Genomic DNA, 16,059 nt, shown 5'->3' on the forward strand with positions numbered 1-16,059 from the left:
CGGGCTCAGTCTGCCCACGCCGGAAGATCACTATGCAGGCGGATCGGCCCGGGCCGGCCCCGCCCGGCGACATCACGCCAGCGGGTCCGGCGCCGCCGTGACGCCCAGCTCCGCCAGCTTCGCCTTGCCGCCATCGGGGGCGGTCAGCACCAGCGGGCCCTCCTCGGTGAGGGCGACCGAGTGCTCCCAGTGGGAGGACCAGGTGCCGTCCGTCGTGATGACGGTCCACTCGTCTTCCAGGACCTCCGTGCGCGGCGTACCCAGCGACACCATCGGCTCGATGGCCAGGCAGAAGCCGGGGACCAGCTTCGGGCCCTTGCCGCGCTTGCGGGAGACGTAGTTCAGCAGGTGCGGGTCCATGTGCATCTCGGTGCCGATGCCGTGGCCGCCGTACTCCTCGATGATCCCGTACTTGCCGCCGCCCGGCTTCGGCTGGCGGCGGATGTACGTCTCGATGGCGCGCGAGATGTCGACCAGCCGGTTGCCGTTCCGCATGGCGGCGATGCCGTGCCACATCGACTCCTCCGTCACCCGGGAGAGCTCGATCAGCTCCGGGGCGTGACCGGAGCCCACGAAGGCGGTGTACGCCGCGTCGCCGTGCCAGCCGTCGACGACCGCGCCGCAGTCGATGGAGATGACGTCGCCGTCCTTGAGAACGACGTCCTGGCTGGGGATGCCGTGGACGACGACCTCGTTGACCGAGGTGCAGATCGTCGCGGGGAACCCGCCGTACCCGAGGAAGTTCGACTTGGCGCCGTGCTCGGCGAGCACCTTGCGCGCCACCTCGTCCAGATCCTTCGTCGTCGCCCCGGGAACCGCCGCCTCGCGCGTCGCCGCGTGGATGGCGGCGACGACCAGCCCCGCCTCGCGCATCTTCGCGATCTGCTCGGGAGTCTTGATCTGCACCATGACGGCTGACGCCTTTCCAAACGGAGAACGGGGTGACCCGACAACGATACGGCGGTACGACACCGGCCGCGGCGCCCCGAAGGGCACCGCGGCCGGTGTACGACACGTACGACGCGTACGAAGAGTGCTAGGCGGCCTGCTCGCCGCGGCCCCGCAGCGCCTCCATCGCGCGCGCGGTCACGTCCTCGACCTTGCCGAGCGCGGAGATCGTGACCACCAGGCCCTGGGCCTTGTAGTAGTCGATGATCGGCTCGGTCTGCGTGTGGTAGACCTCCAGGCGGCGGCGGACCGTCTCCTCGGAGTCGTCACCGCGCTGGTACAGCTCGCCGCCGCAGACGTCGCAGACGCCCTCGGTCTTCGGCGGGGTGTACGTCACGTGGAAGACGTGCTTGTCGTTGTTGCGGCACAGCCGACGGCCGGCGATCCGCTTGACGACCTCGTCCTCGGGGACCTCCAGGTCCAGCACCGCGTCGAGCTTCATGTCCCCGGCCTGGAGCATCGCGTCCAGCGCCTCGGCCTGCGACACGTTGCGCGGGAAGCCGTCCAGCAGGAAGCCGTTCACCGCGTCGGGCTGCTCCATGCGGTCCTTGGCCATGCCGATGGTGACCTCGTCGGGCACCAGCTCGCCGGCGTCCATGAAGGACTTGGCCTTGAGGCCCAGCTCCGTGCCCTGGCTGATGTTGGCACGGAAGAGGTCGCCCGTGGAGATGTGCGGAATCGACAGGTTCGCGGCAAGGAACGCGGCCTGCGTTCCCTTCCCGGCACCGGGCGGTCCGACGAGGACGATTCGCATCAGCGGAGGAACCCTTCGTAATTGCGCTGCTGGAGCTGGCTCTCGATCTGCTTCACGGTCTCCAGACCCACACCCACGATGATCAGGATGCTCGTCCCGCCGAACGGGAAGTTCTGGTTCGCGCCACCGAAGCCCGCCAACGCCATCGTCGGCACGAGAGCGATCAGACCCAGATACAGCGAGCCCGGCCAGGTGATCCGGTTGAGCACGTAGCTCAGGTACTCGGCAGTAGGTCGACCAGCCCGGATGCCCGGGATGAAGCCACCATACTTCTTCATGTTGTCCGCGACTTCCTCGGGGTTGAACGAGATGGCCACGTAGAAGAACGCGAAGAACACGATCAACAGGAAGTACACGGTGATGTAGTACGGGTGGTCACCCTTGACGAAGTGCTGTTCGATCCAGGTTTTCCAGCCCGCGGTGGAGTTCGAGAACTGCGCGATCAGTGCCGGGATGTAGAGCAGCGACGACGCGAAGATGACGGGAATCACACCCGCCTGGTTCACCTTGAGCGGGATGTACGTGGACGTACCGCCGTACGACCGCCGACCGATCATCCGCTTCGCGTACTGCACGGGGATGCGGCGCTGGGCCTGCTCGACGAAGACGACGAGCGCCACCATGACGAAGCCGATCAGGATGACCGTGCCGAACTCGATCCAGCCCTTGGCGAGCTTGCCGCTCTCCTTGATGGCCCACAGGGCACCCGGGAAGCCGGCCGCGATCGAGATGAACATCAGGATCGACATGCCGTTGCCGATGCCGCGGTCGGTGATGAGCTCGCCGAGCCACATCACGAGCGCCGTACCCGCGGTCATGGTGATCACCATGGTGATGGTGACGAAGATCGACTGGTCCGGGACGACCTCGCGGGCCACGGTGCAGTTGCTGAAGAGGGCGCCGGTACGGGCGGTGGCCACGAGGCCGGTGCCCTGGAGGATCGCCAGCGCGACGGTGAGGTAGCGGGTGTACTGCGTGATCTTCGCCTGGCCGGACTGCCCCTCCTTCTTCAGGGCTTCCAGACGCGGGATGACCACGGTCAGCAGCTGCAGGATGATGCTCGCCGTGATGTACGGCATGATGCCGAGCGCGAAGATCGTGATCTGCAGCAGCGCCCCGCCACTGAACATGTTCACGAGGCCGAACAGGCTGTTGTTGCCCTGCTGGGCCTGGTCCACACACATCTGGACCTTCTCGTAGCTGACCCCGGGCACGGGGACGTGCGCCCCGAGCCGGTACAGCACGATGATGCCGAGCGTGAAGAGCAGCTTCTTGCGCAGGTCGGGCGTCTTGAACGCCCGGGCGAACGCGGTGAGCACGGTGCCTCCTGCGACCCCCGCGCTATGCGTCAGAGGTGACGGTCTTGAGGATCGACGAATACGTATCAGTCAGTGGTCAGTAAAAACCGCGGGGGCGGACCCGGGGGTCCGACCGCGCGGCCCGGGGCGCATGCCCCAAGTCATTACAGCAACACAGTGCACGCCACCTTACCGGCGGACATGCCCCCCTAGGAACGACCAACCGGGGATGCCCCTTTTGAGAGGCATCCCCGGTCGGATGTTCAAGCCATCGAGTCGTCTCAGACGAGCTCGGTGACGGTACCGCCGGCGGCGGTGATCTTCTCCTTGGCGGAGCCGGAGACGGCGTCGACCGTCACCTGCAGCGCCACGGAGATGTCGCCCTGGCCCAGGACCTTGACGAGCTGGTTCTTGCGCACGGCACCCTTGGCGACCAGGTCGGCCACGGTGACCTCGCCACCCTCGGGGTAGAGCGCGGCCAGCTTGTCCAGGTTCACGACCTGGTACTCGGTCTTGAACGGGTTCTTGAAGCCCTTCAGCTTCGGGAGACGCATGTGGAGCGGCATCTGGCCACCCTCGAAGCGCTCCGGAACCTGGTAGCGGGCCTTCGTGCCCTTCGTACCACGACCGGCCGTCTTACCCTTCGACGCCTCACCACGACCCACACGGGTCTTGGCGGTCTTGGCGCCCGGGGCGGGACGGAGGTTGTGGACCTTCAGCGGGTTCTGCTCCGCCATGTCAGTCGACCTCCTCGACCGTCACGAGGTGGCGGACGGTGTGCACCATGCCGCGGAACTCGGGGCGGTCCTCCTTGACGACCTGCGTGTTGATGCCCTTGAGACCAAGGGAACGCAGGGTGTCGCGGTGGTTCTGCTTGCTGCCGATGTACGACTTCGTCTGCGTGATCTTGAGGCGAGCCATTACGCACCCGCCCCGGCACGCGCACGGAGGAGAGCCGCGGGGGCGACGTCCTCGAGGGGCAGACCACGGCGAGCCGCGATCTCCTCGGGACGCTGCAGGCCCTTCAGGGCCTCCACGGTCGCGTGCACGATGTTGATCGCGTTGGACGAGCCGAGCGACTTCGACAGGATGTCGTGAACGCCGGCGCACTCGAGCACGGCACGCACCGGGCCACCGGCGATAACGCCGGTACCGGGGGACGCCGGCTTGAGCATGACGACGCCCGCCGCCTTCTCACCCTGGATGGGGTGCGGGATGGTGCCCTGGATACGGGGGACCTTGAAGAAGTGCTTCTTGGCCTCCTCCACACCCTTGGCGATGGCGGCCGGCACCTCCTTGGCCTTGCCGTAACCGACACCAACGGTGCCGTCACCGTCGCCTACCACGACCAGCGCGGTGAAGCTGAAGCGACGACCACCCTTCACAACCTTGGCGACGCGGTTGATCGCGACGACGCGCTCAACGTACGCGGTCTTCTCGGCGGCAGCAGCGCCGCCGTCACGGCCCTTCCGGTCCCGCCGCTCGCCGCCACCGGCACCGCTTCCGCGGCGCTGGGGTCCAGCCATTGGACTTTCCTTCCTAGTCTTCCTACGTGCGGAACCGGCTCAGAACTTCAGGCCGGCTTCACGGGCGGCATCCGCCAGGGCGGCGATGCGCCCGGCGTAGCGGTTGCCGCCACGGTCGAACACGACAGCTTCGACGCCGGCGGCCTTGGCACGCTCGGCCACGAGCTGGCCGACCTGCTTCGCCTTCGCCGACTTGTCGCCTTCGCCGCCGCGGATGGACGCGTCCAGGGTGGACGCCGACGCCAGGGTGTGACCCGCGATGTCGTCGATGACCTGAGCGGTGATGCCGCGGTTGGACCGGGTGACGACCAGACGCGGACGCTCCGGCGTACCCGAGACGTTCTTGCGGATACGGATGTGGCGACGCGCCTTAGCGGCGCGCTTGTAAGCGTCGCCCTTGGCGATCTTCGTACCGTATGCCATGGGTTACTTACCAGCCTTTCCGACCTTGCGGCGGATGACCTCGCCCGCGTACTTCACGCCCTTGGCCTTGTACGGGTCGGGCTTGCGCAGCTTGCGGATGTTCGCGGCGACCTCGCCGACCTTCTGCTTGTCGATGCCCTCGACCGAGAACTTGGTCGGCGACTCGACCTTGAAGGAGATCCCCTCGGGGGCCTCCACCAGGATCGGGTGGCTGTAACCGAGCTGGAACTCCAGGTTGGAGCCCTTCGCGGCGACGCGGTAACCGACACCGCTGATCTCGAGCGCCTTCGTGTACCCCTGGGTCACACCGGTGATCATGTTGGCCACCAGCGTGCGGGACAGGCCGTGGAGGGCCTTGTTCTGACGCTCATCGTTCGGGCGGGTGACGTTCAGAACGCCGTCCTCACCCTTGACGATCTCGATCGGGGCGGCGACGGTGTGGGTGAGGGTGCCCTTGGGGCCCTTCACCTCGACCGTGCGGCCATCGATGGTGACGTCCACACCGGCGGGAACCGTGATGGGGAGCTTGCCGATACGCGACATTGGCTTTTCCTCCGTTCCCGACTACCAGACGTAGGCGAGGACTTCCCCACCCACGCCCTTCTTCTGCGCCTGCTGGCCGGTCAGGAGACCGTGGGACGTGGAGATGATCGCCACGCCCAGGCCGCCGAGGACCTTCGGCAGGTTGGTGGACTTCGCGTACACCCGGAGACCGGGCTTCGAGATCCGCTTGATGCCCGCGATGGAGCGCTCACGGTTCGGGCCGAACTTGAGCTCGAGGACGAGGTTCTTGCCGACCTCGGCGTCCTCGACCTTCCAGCCCGTGATGAAGCCCTCCTGCTTGAGGATCTCCGCGATGTGAGACTTGATCTTGCTGTGCGGCATCGTCACGGTGTCGTGGTACGCCGAGTTCGCGTTCCGCAGACGCGTAAGCATGTCTGCGATCGGATCAGTCATGGTCATGAATTGGCCTTCGGCCTCTCTCGCCGGGGTTTCCTATGTGCGCCATCCCTCTCCCCACTCATGGGCGGGACGGGTGCGGTGCGGGGACCTACGGCGTAGTAAGTCGTACGGGCGGCAGGCGCCCAACCCCACAAGCCTACGGCATGCGGGGAAGGGCTCCTGCCGACCAGATGCTTACCGAGAGACTCCGGTCATCCCAAGTGAGGGATTACCAGGAGCTCTTGGTCACGCCCGGCAGCTCGCCACGGTGAGCCATCTCACGGAGGCACACGCGGCACAGGCCGAACTTGCGGTAGACGGAGTGCGGACGACCGCAGCGCTGGCAGCGGGTGTACGCGCGCACGCCGAACTTGGGCTTGCGGGCAGCCTTCGCGATGAGAGCCTTCTTCGCCATCTCGCTTACGCCTCCTTGAAGGGGAAGCCGAGGTGACGGAGGAGCGCACGGCCCTCTTCGTCGTTGGTCGCCGTGGTCACCACGGTGATGTCCATACCCCGGACACGGTCGATCTTGTCCTGGTCGATCTCGTGGAACATGACCTGCTCCGTGAGACCGAAGGTGTAGTTGCCACGGCCGTCGAACTGCTTGGGGGACAGGCCGCGGAAGTCGCGGATGCGCGGCAGCGCGAGCGACAGGGTGCGGTCCAGGAACTCCCACATGCGGTCGCCACGGAGCGTGACGTGGGCACCGATCGGCTGGCCCTCACGCAGCTTGAACTGCGCGATGGACTTGCGGGCCTTGGTGACGGCCGGCTTCTGACCGGTGATCGTGGTGAGGTCGCGGATGGCGCCCTCGATCAGCTTGGAGTCGCGGGCGGCGTCGCCCACACCCATGTTGACCACGATCTTGACGAGACCCGGGACCTGCATGACGTTCTCGTACGAGAACTCCTCACGCAGCTTGCCCGCGATCTCCTCGCGGTACTTCGTCTTCAGACGCGGAGTGGTGGTGGTAGCCATCAGATGTCCTCACCCGTCCGCTTGGCAACGCGGATCTTGTTGCCCTCATCGTCGAAGCGGTAACCGACGCGGGTCACGACCTTCTTGCCGTCCTTCTCCACGACGAGCTGAACGTTGCTCACGTGGATGGGGGCCTCGGTGGTGATGATCCCACCGGTCTGCGAACCGCGAGCGGTCTGACCGGCCTTGGTGTGCTTCTTGACCCGGTTGACACCCTCGACCAGGACACGGTCCTCGCGGGGGAAGGCCGCGATGACCTTGCCCTGCTTGCCCTTGTCCTTACCGGTGATGACCTGGACCAGGTCGCCCTTCTTGATCTTCATGCTTACAGCACCTCCGGCGCGAGCGAGATGATCTTCATGAACTTCTTCTCGCGCAGCTCACGGCCCACGGGGCCGAAGATACGGGTGCCGCGAGGGTCGCCGTCGTTCTTCAGAATGACGGCGGCGTTCTCGTCGAAGCGGATGTACGAGCCGTCCTGGCGGCGGCGCTCCTTGACGGTGCGAACGATGACCGCCTTGACGACGTCACCCTTCTTCACGTTGCCACCGGGGATCGCGTCCTTGACGGTGGCGACGATGACGTCACCGATGCCCGCGTAGCGGCGACCGGAACCACCGAGAACACGGATGCAAAGGATCTCCTTGGCACCAGTGTTGTCGGCGACACGCAGTCGCGACTCCTGCTGGATCACGTCTATCTCCTGATCGTCTGCCGGTTCCCGGCAGGGCCTGGAGAGGCCCTGCCGAGCCTGGCGGAACTAAATGCTGGGGCAGTGACGCCTCAGCGAGGGGCATGCGGGGACTCTCCCGGCGAGGGGAGAGTCCGCCGCAAAATTACTTGGCCTTCTCGAGGATCTCGACGACGCGCCAGCGCTTCGTCGCGGACAGCGGCCGGGTCTCCATGAGGAGGACGCGGTCGCCGACACCCGCGGCGTTCTGCTCGTCGTGCGCCTTGAGCTTGTTCGTACGGCGGATGACCTTGCCGTACAGCGCGTGCTTGACGCGGTCCTCGACGGCGACGACGACGGTCTTGTCCATCTTGTCGCTGACGACCAGACCCTCACGGGTCTTGCGGAAACCGCGCGCTTCCTTGTTCTCAGTCACGTTGCTCTCGCTCATCAGGCGCTCTCCACCGTCTCGATGCCCAGCTCGCGCTCGCGCATCAGGGTGTAGATCCGGGCGATGTCCTTACGGACGGACTTGAGCCGACCGTGGTTCTCGAGCTGCCCGGTCGCCGCCTGGAAGCGGAGGTTGAACAGCTCTTCCTTGGCCTCGCGGAGCTTGTTGAGAAGCTCCTCGTTGCCCAGCTCGCGCAGCTCGGACGCCTTGGTACCGGCCGACATCACAGCTCACCTGCCTCGCGCTTGACGATCTTGCACTTCATCGGCAGCTTGTGGGCGGCACGAGTCAGGGCCTCACGCGCGATCTTCTCGTTCGGGTAGGACAGCTCGAACATCACCCGACCAGGCTTGACGTTCGCGATCCACCACTCCGGCGAACCCTTACCGGAACCCATGCGGGTCTCGGCAGGCTTCTTCGTGAGCGGACGGTCCGGGTAGATGTTGATCCAGACCTTGCCGCCACGCTTGATGTGGCGGGTCATCGCGATACGCGCGGCCTCGATCTGGCGGTTGGTCACGTAGGCCGGGGTGAGGGCCTGAATGCCGTACTCGCCGAACGCAACCTGCGTGCCACCCTTGGACATACCGTTGCGCTTCGGGTGGTGCTGCTTGCGGTGCTTGACCCTACGGGGGATCAGCATGTCGGTCAGGCCTCCGTTCCGGTGCTCTCAGCCGGAGCAGCGGCGGCAGCCTCGGCCTTGGGGGCCTCGGCGCCGGCGTTCTGCTGCGGCTTGCGACCGCGACCGCCACGCTCGCCACCGCGGCCACCACGGCCGGCGGGGCGGTCAGCGCCACCACGGGCCGGGCGGTTGCCGGCGCGGGCAGCGGCGTTCTCGGCGCGGACCTCGGCGATGTTCTTGACGTCGCCCTTGTAGATCCAGACCTTCACGCCGATGCGGCCGAAGGTCGTCTTGGCCTCGAAGAAGCCGTACTCGACGTTCGCGCGGAGCGTGTGCAGCGGCACACGGCCCTCGCGGTAGAACTCCGAGCGGGACATCTCGGCGCCGCCGAGACGGCCGCCACACTGGATCTTGATGCCCTTGGCGCCCGCCTTCATCGCCGACTGCATGCTCTTGCGCATGGCGCGGCGGAAGGAGACGCGGGAGGACAGCTGCTCGGCAACGGCCTGGGCCACGAGCTGAGCGTCGACCTCGGGGTTCTTGACCTCGAGGATGTTCAGCTGGACCTGCTTGCCCGTGAGCTTCTCGAGGTCACCGCGGATGCGGTCGGCCTCGGCGCCACGGCGGCCGATGACGATGCCCGGACGCGCGGTGTGGATGTCCACGCGGACACGGTCACGGGTGCGCTCGATCTCCACCTTCGAGATGCCGGCGCGCTCCATGCCGGACGTCATCATCCGACGGATGGCGACGTCTTCCTTGACGTAGTCCTTGTACAGCTTGTCGGCGTACCAGCGCGACTTGAAGTCGGTGGTGATGCCGAGCCGGAACCCGTGCGGGTTTACCTTCTGGCCCATTACCGGGTTCCTTCCTTGCTGCTGACGACCACGGTGATGTGGCTGGTCCGCTTGCGGATCCGGTAGGCACGGCCCTGGGCGCGCGGACGGAACCGCTTCAGGGTCGGGCCCTCGTCAACGTACGCCTCGCTGATGTACAGCGAAGAGGCGTCCGTGTGGTCGTAGTTGTGCGCGGCGTTGGCAATGGCGCTGTCCAGCACCTTGCCCACCGGCACGCTCGCGGCCTGCGGGGCGAAACGCAGGACCGCCTGAGCCTCCGTGGCGTCCATGCCACGGATGAGGTCCACCACGCGGCGGGCCTTCATGGGCGTGACGCGGATGTACCGCGCCTGGGCCCTGGCTTCCATGGTTGTCCCTTCAGTGTCTGACACGTTCGTCATGGTCTTTCACCCCGCTGGTTAGCGGCGCTTCGACTTCCGGTCTTCCTTGACGTGACCCCGGAAGGTGCGCGTCGGCGAGAACTCGCCGAGCTTGTGGCCGACCATCGACTCGGTGACGAACACCGGGATGTGGGTCTTGCCGTTGTGCACCGCGATCGTGTGGCCGAGCATGGCCGGGACGATCATCGAGCGACGGGACCAGGTCTTGATGACGTTCTTGGTGCCGGCTTCGTTCTGAGAATCCACCTTCTTGATCAGGTGGTCGTCGACGAAGGGCCCCTTCTTGAGACTACGCGGCATCTAAACCCGCTCCTAGCGCTTCTTGTTCGTCTTGCGGCGGCGGACGATGTACTTGTTGCTCGCCTTCTTGGGAGAACGAGTACGACCCTCCTTCTGACCCCACGGGGAAACCGGGTGACGACCACCGGAGGTCTTGCCCTCACCACCACCGTGCGGGTGGTCGACCGGGTTCATGGCGACACCACGGACGGTCGGGCGGACGCCCAGCCAGCGCTTACGGCCGGCCTTGCCCCAGTTGATGTTCGACTGCTCGGCGTTGCCGACCTCGCCGATGGTGGCGCGGCAGCGGACGTCGACCAGACGGATCTCACCGGACGGCATGCGGAGGTGGGCCATCGAGCCCTCCTTCGCGAGCAGCTGCACGGAGGCACCGGCGGAGCGGGCGAACTTGGCGCCACCGCCGGGACGGAGCTCGATCGCGTGGATCGTGGTACCGACCGGGATGTTGCGCAGGGCCAGGTTGTTGCCCGGCTTGATGTCGGCCGCGGGGCCGTTCTCGATCCGGTCGCCCTGGCTCAGGCCACGCGGAGCGATGATGTAGCGCTTCTCGCCGTCCGCGTAGTGGAGCAGCGCGATGCGAGCGGTGCGGTTGGGGTCGTACTCGATGTGAGCGACCTTCGCCGGCACGCCGTCCTTGTCGTGACGACGGAAGTCGATCACGCGGTAGGCGCGCTTGTGGCCACCGCCCTGGTGACGGACGGTCACACGACCGGTGTTGTTACGGCCGCCCTTGCTGTGCAGGGGGCGGACCAGCGACTTCTCCGGCGTGGACCGCGTGATCTCGACGAAGTCGGCGACGCTGGAGCCACGACGGCCCGGAGTCGTCGGCTTGTACTTGCGGATACCCATTTCTCAGTCCTCGTCCGATATTCGGACCAGGGCACTCCGTTAGGAGGCCTGGCCGAAGATGTCGATTCGGCTGCCCTCGGCAAGGGTCACGATGGCGCGCTTCGTGTTGGCGCGCTTGCCGAAACCGGTGCGGGTGCGCTTGCGCTTGCCCTGGCGGTTGATCGTGTTGACCCCGGCGACCTTGACCGAGAAGACCGCCTCGACGGCCTGCTTGATCTGGGTCTTGTTCGCGCGCGGGTCGACGATGAACGTGTACTTGTTCTCGTCCAGCAGCGCGTAGCTCTTCTCGGAGACAACCGGCTTGACGAGAATGTCGCGCGGGTCCGTGAAGGTCTTGCTGGTGATCTCGGCCATCAGGCCTCGCTCCCCTCGTTGTCAGCGGCCTTGGGGCCAGACACGAAGGACTCGAAGGCGGCCTTGGTGAAGACCACGTCGTCGGAGACGAGCACGTCGTACGTGTTCAGCTGGCCCGGCTCCAGGATGTGCACCTGGGGCAGGTTGCGGGCGGACAGCCACGCGGCCTCGTCCGAGCGCTCGGCGACCAGGAGCAGGTTCTTGCGCTCCGAGATCTTGCCGAACAGCGTCTTGGCGGCCTTGGTGGAGATCTCGCCCTCGACCACGCCGGAGACGACGTGGATGCGGGAGTGACGCGCCCGGTCCGAGAGGGCACCGCGGAGGGCGGCGGCCTTCATCTTCTTCGGGGTGCGCTGCGAGTAGTCACGCGGCACGGGGCCGTGGACGACGCCACCGCCGGCGAACTGCGGGGCGCGGGTCGAGCCCTGACGGGCGCGGCCGGTGCCCTTCTGGCGGTACGGCTTCTTGCCGCCGCCGCGGACTTCGCCACGGGTCTTGGTCTTGTGCGTGCCCTGGCGGGCAGCGGCCAGCTGTGCGACGACGACCTGGTGGATCAGCGGAACGCTGGTCTTCGCGTCGAAGATCTCCGCGGGGAGCTCGACGGTCCCGGCCTTGTCGCCTGCCGGCGAAAGGATGTCAATGGTGCTCATCGGTTACCTCAGGCCCCCTTGGCCGCGGTACGGACCAGGACGAGGCCGCCGTTCGGACCAGGAACCGCACCCTTGATCAGGAGCAGGCCCTTCTCCGCGTCAACGGCGTGGACGGTCAGGTTCTGGGTGGTGACCCGCTCGTTGCCCATGCGGCCCGCCATACGGAGGCCCTTGAACACACGGCCCGGGGTGGCGCAGCCACCGATGGAACCGGGCGAGCGGTGCTTGCGCTGGGTGCCGTGTCCGGCGCCCAGGCCACGGAAGTTGTGGCGCTTCATGACACCGGCGAAGCCCTTGCCCTTGCTCTTGCCGGTGACGTCGACCTTGACGCCCGCCTCGAAGACCTCAGCGGTGATCTCCTGGCCGAGCGTGTACTCGGAGGCGTCAGCGGTGCGGATCTCCACCAGGTGGCGGCGCGGGGTGACGTCGGCCTTGGCGAAGTGACCCTTGAGGGGCTTGTTCACCTTGCGCGGGTCGATCTCGCCGAAGGCGATCTGGACCGACTCGTAGCCGTCGATGTCGTTCGTGCGGACCTGGGTGACGACGCAGGGCCCGGCCTTGACGACGGTCACCGGGACGACCCGGTTGTTCTCGTCCCAGACCTGGGTCATGCCGAGCTTCTCGCCCAGGACGCCCTTAATGTTCTTAGCCATCTCGCGCGTCACCTCAGAGCTTGATCTCGATGTCGACGCCGGCCGGCAGGTCGAGGCGCATGAGCGAGTCAACCGTCTTCGGCGTGGGGTCGAGGATGTCGATGAGGCGCTTGTGCGTGCGCATCTCGAAGTGCTCGCGCGAGTCCTTGTACTTGTGCGGCGACTTGATGACGCAGTACACGTTCTTCTCAGTGGGCAGCGGCACCGGGCCCGCGACCGACGCACCGGTACGGGTCACCGTCTCGACGATCTTCTTCGCCGAAGAGTCGATGACCTCGTGGTCGTAGGCCTTGAGCCGGATGCGGATCTTCTGTCCCGCCATGGCTACTCAGTAGTCCTGTCTCTCGTAACGCTCTGGTACCTGGTGGGTCCGCGCCCTGTCCTGATCTCCGACCCCCGCGGTCGGGCGTGTCGCACTCCCTCTACGCAGATATCCCGAAGGATTTCCCAACCGAGGGGGTGCGGTCCCGTGGACCGCGAGACCGGGGATCGACGTATGGACGCGTCTGGCCACCGGGTGCCTGGTCGGCGCCCCGCTGACACTTCCCGGAAGATTCCCGTACGTCCGCCCCTGATCAGAGGCGACGAGTACTGTGGGACTCGCTTCCGGTCCTCCCGGCGGGAGGCGCGCAGCATCGGCACTCAACCGAGCAACCCGGACAGTCTGCCACACCGGGCACGGCCGACGCCAATCGAGCCGAAGAGATTACCCCGCCGGGGTTGCCTGTCAAACCGCGGCACGCGGAAGCGCGCGGTCCGGCCGCGCCGGGCGCCGCCCGCCACCGCCACTATGATCACTGGCCGTCCCGGGCGGGCCCACCGCCCGGAAACCGGATGGATCATGGGGGAAATCGTGCGCAAGACGACGACGGCCGTGGCGCTGGCCCTGGCGGCGGCACTGCTGACGGGCTGCGGCGGAGCGGACGGGACCGGCGGCAGCGCCGGCGACAAGGGCGACGCGGGTGCCGGCAAGACGCCGACGGCGGAGCAGCCGACGGAGAAGCCCGCGGGGAAGCCCGCGGACGAGGGCGGCGCGGCGCACGAGGTGACCATCGAGGTGACCGGCAAGGGTCAGACGATGATCATGTACACCCTCGACGAGTCGAAGACCGAGACGGTGACGCTGCCCTGGAAGAGGACCGCCACCATCACCCCGGAGGGCGCGGAGAAGCAGGTCGGCCGGCTCGTGATCGTCACGCCGGGCCACTCGCAGGGCGAGGACGGCATGCTGAAGGCGGCCGGGTGCACGATCACGGTCGACGGCAAGAAGGTGGCGGACAACGGCGACGGGGCGGTCGCCAAGCCCTGCTCGTACAAGCTGAAGTAGCGCAGCGCTCCGCTGACGTTCTCTCGCGCCTCGCCTCGCGCCTCGCGTGGGTGAGGCCGACGACGACACGGTCGCGAGACCGGTACGAACCCGCTGGCGCGCGCCCGGCGCCGGCACGGTGCTGGACTACCGGGGCGTCGGCAGGGTCTACCGCTTCGACCCGCGGCACCTGGACACGCGCGTCGCCTACGCACTCGCGGTCCTCCACACGTGGGAGCGCGAACGGTGGCCGTATAACCGGGTGCGCGGCGGCGGGGAGGCCGCCTACGGTACGGATGCCTTGATCGAATTCGGAGCATGGGGGAACCGTGCGTACGTCCTACCCCCGCACGCCCCACCTGCCCTGGTCCCCCGGCGCGACCGCCGACGATGTGCGGACGGGGAGTCTGGAGGGGTTCGCCGGCCGGGAAGTCGTGGTCACCGAGAAGCTCGACGGCGAGAACACGACCCTGTACGCCGACGGCCTGCACGCCCGCTCGCTCGACTCGGCACACCATCCGTCGCGGGCCTGGGTCAAGGGTCTCCAGGGGCGGATCGCCGCCCGCGTCCCGGCGGGGTGGCGGGTGTGCGGCGAGAACGTGTACGCGCGGCACTCGATCGCGTACACCGGTCTGGAGAGCTGGTTCTACGGCTTCTCCGTCTGGGACGGCGACGGGCGGTGCCTGGACTGGGACCGGACCGTGGCGTTCCTGCGGCGGCTGGGGATCCCCACGCCGCCGGTCCTGTGGCGGGGCACCTTCGACGAGCGGGCGCTGCGCGCCCTAAGGCTCGACACCGGCCGCCAGGAGGGGTACGTCGTCCGGACGGTCGAGGGCTTCGGGTACGCGGAGTTCGGGCGGCGGGTGGCGAAGTGGGTGCGGCCCCGGCACGTGACGACCGACGCGCACTGGATGTACGCCGCCGTCGTGGAGAACGGGCTCGGCCCGCGCGCCGCGCTGTGGGACGTGCGGTCCGGGGCGACGCCCGACCCCGAGGCGCTCGCGGCGGCGGTCGGCCTGCCGCAAGGCGGGGATGCCGGTGCTGCCTCGGACGGGGCCCCGGACGGTGCCGCGGACGTGTCCTCGGACGTGGCTGCGGACGTGGTGGCGGACATCGTGGCGGACGTGGCGGCGCGGCTCGACGGGCTCGGGCTCGGACGGTCGGGCGACGACCGGCTCGCCGGGGTGCTCGCGGCGCTGCTGCACCGGCACCCGAGGGCGCGGCTCGCGGCCCGGCTGGCGGCGCCGCTGGGCATGCCGCTCGCGCGCCGCGTGGCCGACCTGGTCGGGCTGTACCCGGGGCTGCACCGGCCGTACCCGGACGAGGAGCGGCGCACCGGGCTCCTGCGGCTGTCGTACGCCGCCGACCTGGGCGTCCTGCACGCGGTGGCGGCGGCCCTCGCGGACACCGCCGAGGCGCGCGAGCAGGTGGAGTGGTCCGCGCTCCATGCGGAGGAGGCCCGGCCGCTGGACGGGCTCCGGGAGGCGTTCCGTGACGTGGACGACCCCGACGCGGCCGACCGCTGCGTGGCGCAGGCGCGCGAGGCGTACGCACGGGGCCGGATCGCGACCGCCGAGGAGGCGGTCGCGGCGACGTGGCGGTGGCGGTCGGGGGGCTTTCCCCGGCTGGTGCACCTGGTGGGGCCGTCGGGCAGCGGGAAGAGCACCTTCGGGCGCCGGCTGCCCGGCATGGGCGCAGGCGCAGGCGTGGCCGCGTACGTGTCGCTCGACGAGCTGCGTGCGGCGCGCGGCGCCCGGTCGGACCAGCGGGACAACGGCGCCGTCCTGCGCGAGGGCCTCGACCGGCTCGACACGGCCCTCGCCGCCGGAGGCACCGTGGTGTGGGACGCCACGTCGCTCAATCCGCACCAGCGGTCCCTGGTGCACGCGGTCGCGCACCGCCGCGACGCGCTCGTCACGCACGCGGTGGCGCTGGTCGACGAAGCCGAGCTCGCGCGCCGCAACGCGCACCGGACACATGCGGTGCCGCCGGAGGTGCTCGCCGGCCAGCTGCGCCGGTTCGTCCCGCCGTACCCGGGCCAGGCACACCGCACCTGGTACGTCGGCGCGAGCGGCACAGTGGAAGACGAGGCGTGAGG

Annotated in this window: 26 protein-coding genes; 2 read left to right on the forward strand and 24 right to left on the reverse strand. The window is 68.0% G+C overall.

Translation table 11 applies throughout. From position 1 onward, the window contains the following. Positions 1-72 precede the first annotated feature (72 nt). The 24 genes from map to rpsJ form a co-directional block, all read right to left on the reverse strand. Positions 73-909, reverse strand: coding sequence for a type I methionyl aminopeptidase (gene map, locus AB0A69_RS16530; RefSeq protein ID WP_361421387.1), 837 nt, complete (start codon positions 907-909; stop codon positions 73-75). A gap of 127 nt (positions 910-1,036) precedes the next feature. After that, positions 1,037-1,702 carry an adenylate kinase gene (locus AB0A69_RS16535; protein ID WP_361421390.1) on the reverse strand — a complete coding sequence of 222 codons (666 nt, stop codon included), beginning with the start codon at positions 1,700-1,702 and terminating at the stop codon, positions 1,037-1,039. Continuing rightward, the gene (secY, locus tag AB0A69_RS16540) at positions 1,702-3,021 is read right to left on the reverse strand and encodes a preprotein translocase subunit SecY (protein ID WP_361421393.1); all 1,320 of its coding nucleotides are present in this window, start codon (positions 3,019-3,021) and stop codon (positions 1,702-1,704) included. The genes AB0A69_RS16535 and secY overlap by 1 nt, the downstream gene beginning before the upstream one ends. Before the next feature lie 260 nt (positions 3,022-3,281). Beyond that, positions 3,282-3,737: a 50S ribosomal protein L15 gene (gene rplO / locus AB0A69_RS16545; protein ID WP_361421396.1), complete on the reverse strand. Its 456-nt coding sequence runs from the start codon at positions 3,735-3,737 to the stop codon at positions 3,282-3,284. A gap of 1 nt (position 3,738) precedes the next feature. Further along, positions 3,739-3,921, reverse strand: coding sequence for a 50S ribosomal protein L30 (rpmD, locus tag AB0A69_RS16550; protein WP_010473936.1), 183 nt, complete (start codon positions 3,919-3,921; stop codon positions 3,739-3,741). Beyond that, positions 3,921-4,526, reverse strand: a complete 606-nt coding sequence (gene rpsE, locus AB0A69_RS16555; RefSeq protein ID WP_355353929.1) for a 30S ribosomal protein S5 — start codon at positions 4,524-4,526, stop codon at positions 3,921-3,923. Before rpsE ends, rpmD begins: the two co-directional genes overlap by 1 nt. A 39-nt stretch (positions 4,527-4,565) precedes the next feature. After that, entirely contained in the window at positions 4,566-4,949 is a 384-nt protein-coding gene (gene rplR, locus AB0A69_RS16560) for a 50S ribosomal protein L18 (RefSeq protein ID WP_355353926.1), read from the reverse strand. Positions 4,950-4,952: 3 nt separating this feature from the next. Continuing rightward, positions 4,953-5,492: a 50S ribosomal protein L6 gene (gene rplF / locus AB0A69_RS16565; RefSeq protein WP_010473939.1), complete on the reverse strand. Its 540-nt coding sequence runs from the start codon at positions 5,490-5,492 to the stop codon at positions 4,953-4,955. A 21-nt stretch (positions 5,493-5,513) separates the two neighbouring features. After that, positions 5,514-5,912, reverse strand: coding sequence for a 30S ribosomal protein S8 (rpsH, locus tag AB0A69_RS16570; RefSeq protein WP_010473942.1), 399 nt, complete (start codon positions 5,910-5,912; stop codon positions 5,514-5,516). A gap of 208 nt (positions 5,913-6,120) precedes the next feature. Further along, complete coding sequence (locus tag AB0A69_RS16575) at positions 6,121-6,306, reverse strand: type Z 30S ribosomal protein S14 (protein ID WP_003956452.1); 186 nt, start codon at positions 6,304-6,306, stop codon at positions 6,121-6,123. 5 nt (positions 6,307-6,311) lie between these two features. Then, positions 6,312-6,869: a 50S ribosomal protein L5 gene (rplE, locus tag AB0A69_RS16580; protein WP_004984522.1), complete on the reverse strand. Its 558-nt coding sequence runs from the start codon at positions 6,867-6,869 to the stop codon at positions 6,312-6,314. After that, positions 6,869-7,192, reverse strand: a complete 324-nt coding sequence (gene rplX / locus AB0A69_RS16585) for a 50S ribosomal protein L24 (RefSeq protein WP_031076675.1) — start codon at positions 7,190-7,192, stop codon at positions 6,869-6,871. Before rplX ends, rplE begins: the two co-directional genes overlap by 1 nt. Before the next feature lie 2 nt (positions 7,193-7,194). Next, a complete protein-coding gene (gene rplN, locus AB0A69_RS16590; protein ID WP_003956455.1) occupies positions 7,195-7,563 on the reverse strand; it encodes a 50S ribosomal protein L14 in 369 nt (122 codons plus the stop codon). A gap of 142 nt (positions 7,564-7,705) precedes the next feature. Then, a complete protein-coding gene (rpsQ, locus tag AB0A69_RS16595; protein WP_039656223.1) occupies positions 7,706-7,990 on the reverse strand; it encodes a 30S ribosomal protein S17 in 285 nt (94 codons plus the stop codon). Continuing rightward, on the reverse strand, positions 7,990-8,214 hold the full coding sequence (gene rpmC, locus AB0A69_RS16600) for a 50S ribosomal protein L29 (RefSeq protein WP_015035581.1): 225 nt from the start codon (positions 8,212-8,214) through the stop codon (positions 7,990-7,992). The genes rpsQ and rpmC overlap by 1 nt, the downstream gene beginning before the upstream one ends. Continuing rightward, entirely contained in the window at positions 8,214-8,633 is a 420-nt protein-coding gene (gene rplP / locus AB0A69_RS16605) for a 50S ribosomal protein L16 (RefSeq protein ID WP_030494257.1), read from the reverse strand. Before rplP ends, rpmC begins: the two co-directional genes overlap by 1 nt. Positions 8,634-8,638: 5 nt before the next feature. After that, complete coding sequence (rpsC, locus tag AB0A69_RS16610) at positions 8,639-9,469, reverse strand: 30S ribosomal protein S3 (protein WP_355353915.1); 831 nt, start codon at positions 9,467-9,469, stop codon at positions 8,639-8,641. Further along, a complete protein-coding gene (gene rplV, locus AB0A69_RS16615) occupies positions 9,469-9,816 on the reverse strand; it encodes a 50S ribosomal protein L22 (protein WP_030685471.1) in 348 nt (115 codons plus the stop codon). The genes rpsC and rplV overlap by 1 nt, the downstream gene beginning before the upstream one ends. 51 nt (positions 9,817-9,867) lie before the next feature. Continuing rightward, a complete protein-coding gene (gene rpsS, locus AB0A69_RS16620; RefSeq protein WP_041665437.1) occupies positions 9,868-10,149 on the reverse strand; it encodes a 30S ribosomal protein S19 in 282 nt (93 codons plus the stop codon). Between the two features lie 12 nt (positions 10,150-10,161). Next, a complete protein-coding gene (rplB, locus tag AB0A69_RS16625; RefSeq protein WP_361421407.1) occupies positions 10,162-10,998 on the reverse strand; it encodes a 50S ribosomal protein L2 in 837 nt (278 codons plus the stop codon). A 39-nt stretch (positions 10,999-11,037) separates the two neighbouring features. Next, positions 11,038-11,352: a 50S ribosomal protein L23 gene (rplW, locus tag AB0A69_RS16630; protein WP_361421410.1), complete on the reverse strand. Its 315-nt coding sequence runs from the start codon at positions 11,350-11,352 to the stop codon at positions 11,038-11,040. Continuing rightward, positions 11,352-12,002 (reverse strand): 50S ribosomal protein L4, encoded by a 651-nt coding sequence (rplD, locus tag AB0A69_RS16635; RefSeq protein ID WP_355353904.1) that lies wholly within the window; start codon positions 12,000-12,002, stop codon positions 11,352-11,354. The genes rplW and rplD overlap by 1 nt, the downstream gene beginning before the upstream one ends. Before the next feature lie 8 nt (positions 12,003-12,010). Beyond that, complete coding sequence (gene rplC, locus AB0A69_RS16640; protein WP_361421414.1) at positions 12,011-12,655, reverse strand: 50S ribosomal protein L3; 645 nt, start codon at positions 12,653-12,655, stop codon at positions 12,011-12,013. A 13-nt stretch (positions 12,656-12,668) separates the two neighbouring features. Further along, positions 12,669-12,977, reverse strand: a complete 309-nt coding sequence (gene rpsJ / locus AB0A69_RS16645) for a 30S ribosomal protein S10 (RefSeq protein WP_003948644.1) — start codon at positions 12,975-12,977, stop codon at positions 12,669-12,671. Between the two features lie 519 nt (positions 12,978-13,496). Here rpsJ and AB0A69_RS16650 point away from each other — a divergent pair. After that, positions 13,497-13,982 (forward strand): hypothetical protein, encoded by a 486-nt coding sequence (locus AB0A69_RS16650; protein ID WP_361421417.1) that lies wholly within the window; start codon positions 13,497-13,499, stop codon positions 13,980-13,982. Between the two features lie 308 nt (positions 13,983-14,290). After that, complete coding sequence (locus AB0A69_RS16655; RefSeq protein ID WP_361421420.1) at positions 14,291-16,057, forward strand: RNA ligase family protein; 1,767 nt, start codon at positions 14,291-14,293, stop codon at positions 16,055-16,057. Positions 16,058-16,059 lie beyond the last annotated feature (2 nt).

The sequence above is a fragment of the Streptomyces sp. NPDC045431 genome (assembly GCF_040646655.1).
GTDB lineage: Bacteria > Actinomycetota > Actinomycetes > Streptomycetales > Streptomycetaceae > Streptomyces.

What these genes read in the sequence shown, in the direction of transcription:
- rpsE (WP_355353929.1), bottom strand. Translation starts at nt 4,526, where the DNA reads ATGGCTGGACCCCAGCGCCGCGGAAGCGGTGCCGGTGGCGGCGAGCGG.
- rplX (WP_031076675.1), bottom strand. Translation starts at nt 7,192, where the DNA reads ATGAAGATCAAGAAGGGCGACCTGGTCCAGGTCATCACCGGTAAGGAC.
- rplR (WP_355353926.1), bottom strand. Translation starts at nt 4,949, where the DNA reads ATGGCATACGGTACGAAGATCGCCAAGGGCGACGCTTACAAGCGCGCC.
- rpsS (WP_041665437.1), bottom strand. Translation starts at nt 10,149, where the DNA reads ATGCCGCGTAGTCTCAAGAAGGGGCCCTTCGTCGACGACCACCTGATC.
- rplF (WP_010473939.1), bottom strand. Translation starts at nt 5,492, where the DNA reads ATGTCGCGTATCGGCAAGCTCCCCATCACGGTTCCCGCCGGTGTGGAC.
- rpsH (WP_010473942.1), bottom strand. Translation starts at nt 5,912, where the DNA reads ATGACCATGACTGATCCGATCGCAGACATGCTTACGCGTCTGCGGAAC.
- rplO (WP_361421396.1), bottom strand. Translation starts at nt 3,737, where the DNA reads ATGGCGGAGCAGAACCCGCTGAAGGTCCACAACCTCCGTCCCGCCCCG.
- rplE (WP_004984522.1), bottom strand. Translation starts at nt 6,869, where the DNA reads ATGGCTACCACCACCACTCCGCGTCTGAAGACGAAGTACCGCGAGGAG.
- rpsC (WP_355353915.1), bottom strand. Translation starts at nt 9,469, where the DNA reads ATGGGCCAGAAGGTAAACCCGCACGGGTTCCGGCTCGGCATCACCACC.
- AB0A69_RS16575 (WP_003956452.1), bottom strand. Translation starts at nt 6,306, where the DNA reads ATGGCGAAGAAGGCTCTCATCGCGAAGGCTGCCCGCAAGCCCAAGTTC.
- rpmC (WP_015035581.1), bottom strand. Translation starts at nt 8,214, where the DNA reads ATGTCGGCCGGTACCAAGGCGTCCGAGCTGCGCGAGCTGGGCAACGAG.
- rplB (WP_361421407.1), bottom strand. Translation starts at nt 10,998, where the DNA reads ATGGGTATCCGCAAGTACAAGCCGACGACTCCGGGCCGTCGTGGCTCC.
- rplC (WP_361421414.1), bottom strand. Translation starts at nt 12,655, where the DNA reads ATGGCTAAGAACATTAAGGGCGTCCTGGGCGAGAAGCTCGGCATGACC.
- rplD (WP_355353904.1), bottom strand. Translation starts at nt 12,002, where the DNA reads ATGAGCACCATTGACATCCTTTCGCCGGCAGGCGACAAGGCCGGGACC.
- rplW (WP_361421410.1), bottom strand. Translation starts at nt 11,352, where the DNA reads ATGGCCGAGATCACCAGCAAGACCTTCACGGACCCGCGCGACATTCTC.
- map (WP_361421387.1), bottom strand. Translation starts at nt 909, where the DNA reads ATGGTGCAGATCAAGACTCCCGAGCAGATCGCGAAGATGCGCGAGGCG.
- rpmD (WP_010473936.1), bottom strand. Translation starts at nt 3,921, where the DNA reads ATGGCTCGCCTCAAGATCACGCAGACGAAGTCGTACATCGGCAGCAAG.
- AB0A69_RS16650 (WP_361421417.1), top strand. Translation starts at nt 13,497, where the DNA reads ATGGGGGAAATCGTGCGCAAGACGACGACGGCCGTGGCGCTGGCCCTG.
- rplV (WP_030685471.1), bottom strand. Translation starts at nt 9,816, where the DNA reads ATGGAAGCCAGGGCCCAGGCGCGGTACATCCGCGTCACGCCCATGAAG.
- rplP (WP_030494257.1), bottom strand. Translation starts at nt 8,633, where the DNA reads ATGCTGATCCCCCGTAGGGTCAAGCACCGCAAGCAGCACCACCCGAAG.
- rpsJ (WP_003948644.1), bottom strand. Translation starts at nt 12,977, where the DNA reads ATGGCGGGACAGAAGATCCGCATCCGGCTCAAGGCCTACGACCACGAG.
- AB0A69_RS16535 (WP_361421390.1), bottom strand. Translation starts at nt 1,702, where the DNA reads ATGCGAATCGTCCTCGTCGGACCGCCCGGTGCCGGGAAGGGAACGCAG.
- rpsQ (WP_039656223.1), bottom strand. Translation starts at nt 7,990, where the DNA reads ATGAGCGAGAGCAACGTGACTGAGAACAAGGAAGCGCGCGGTTTCCGC.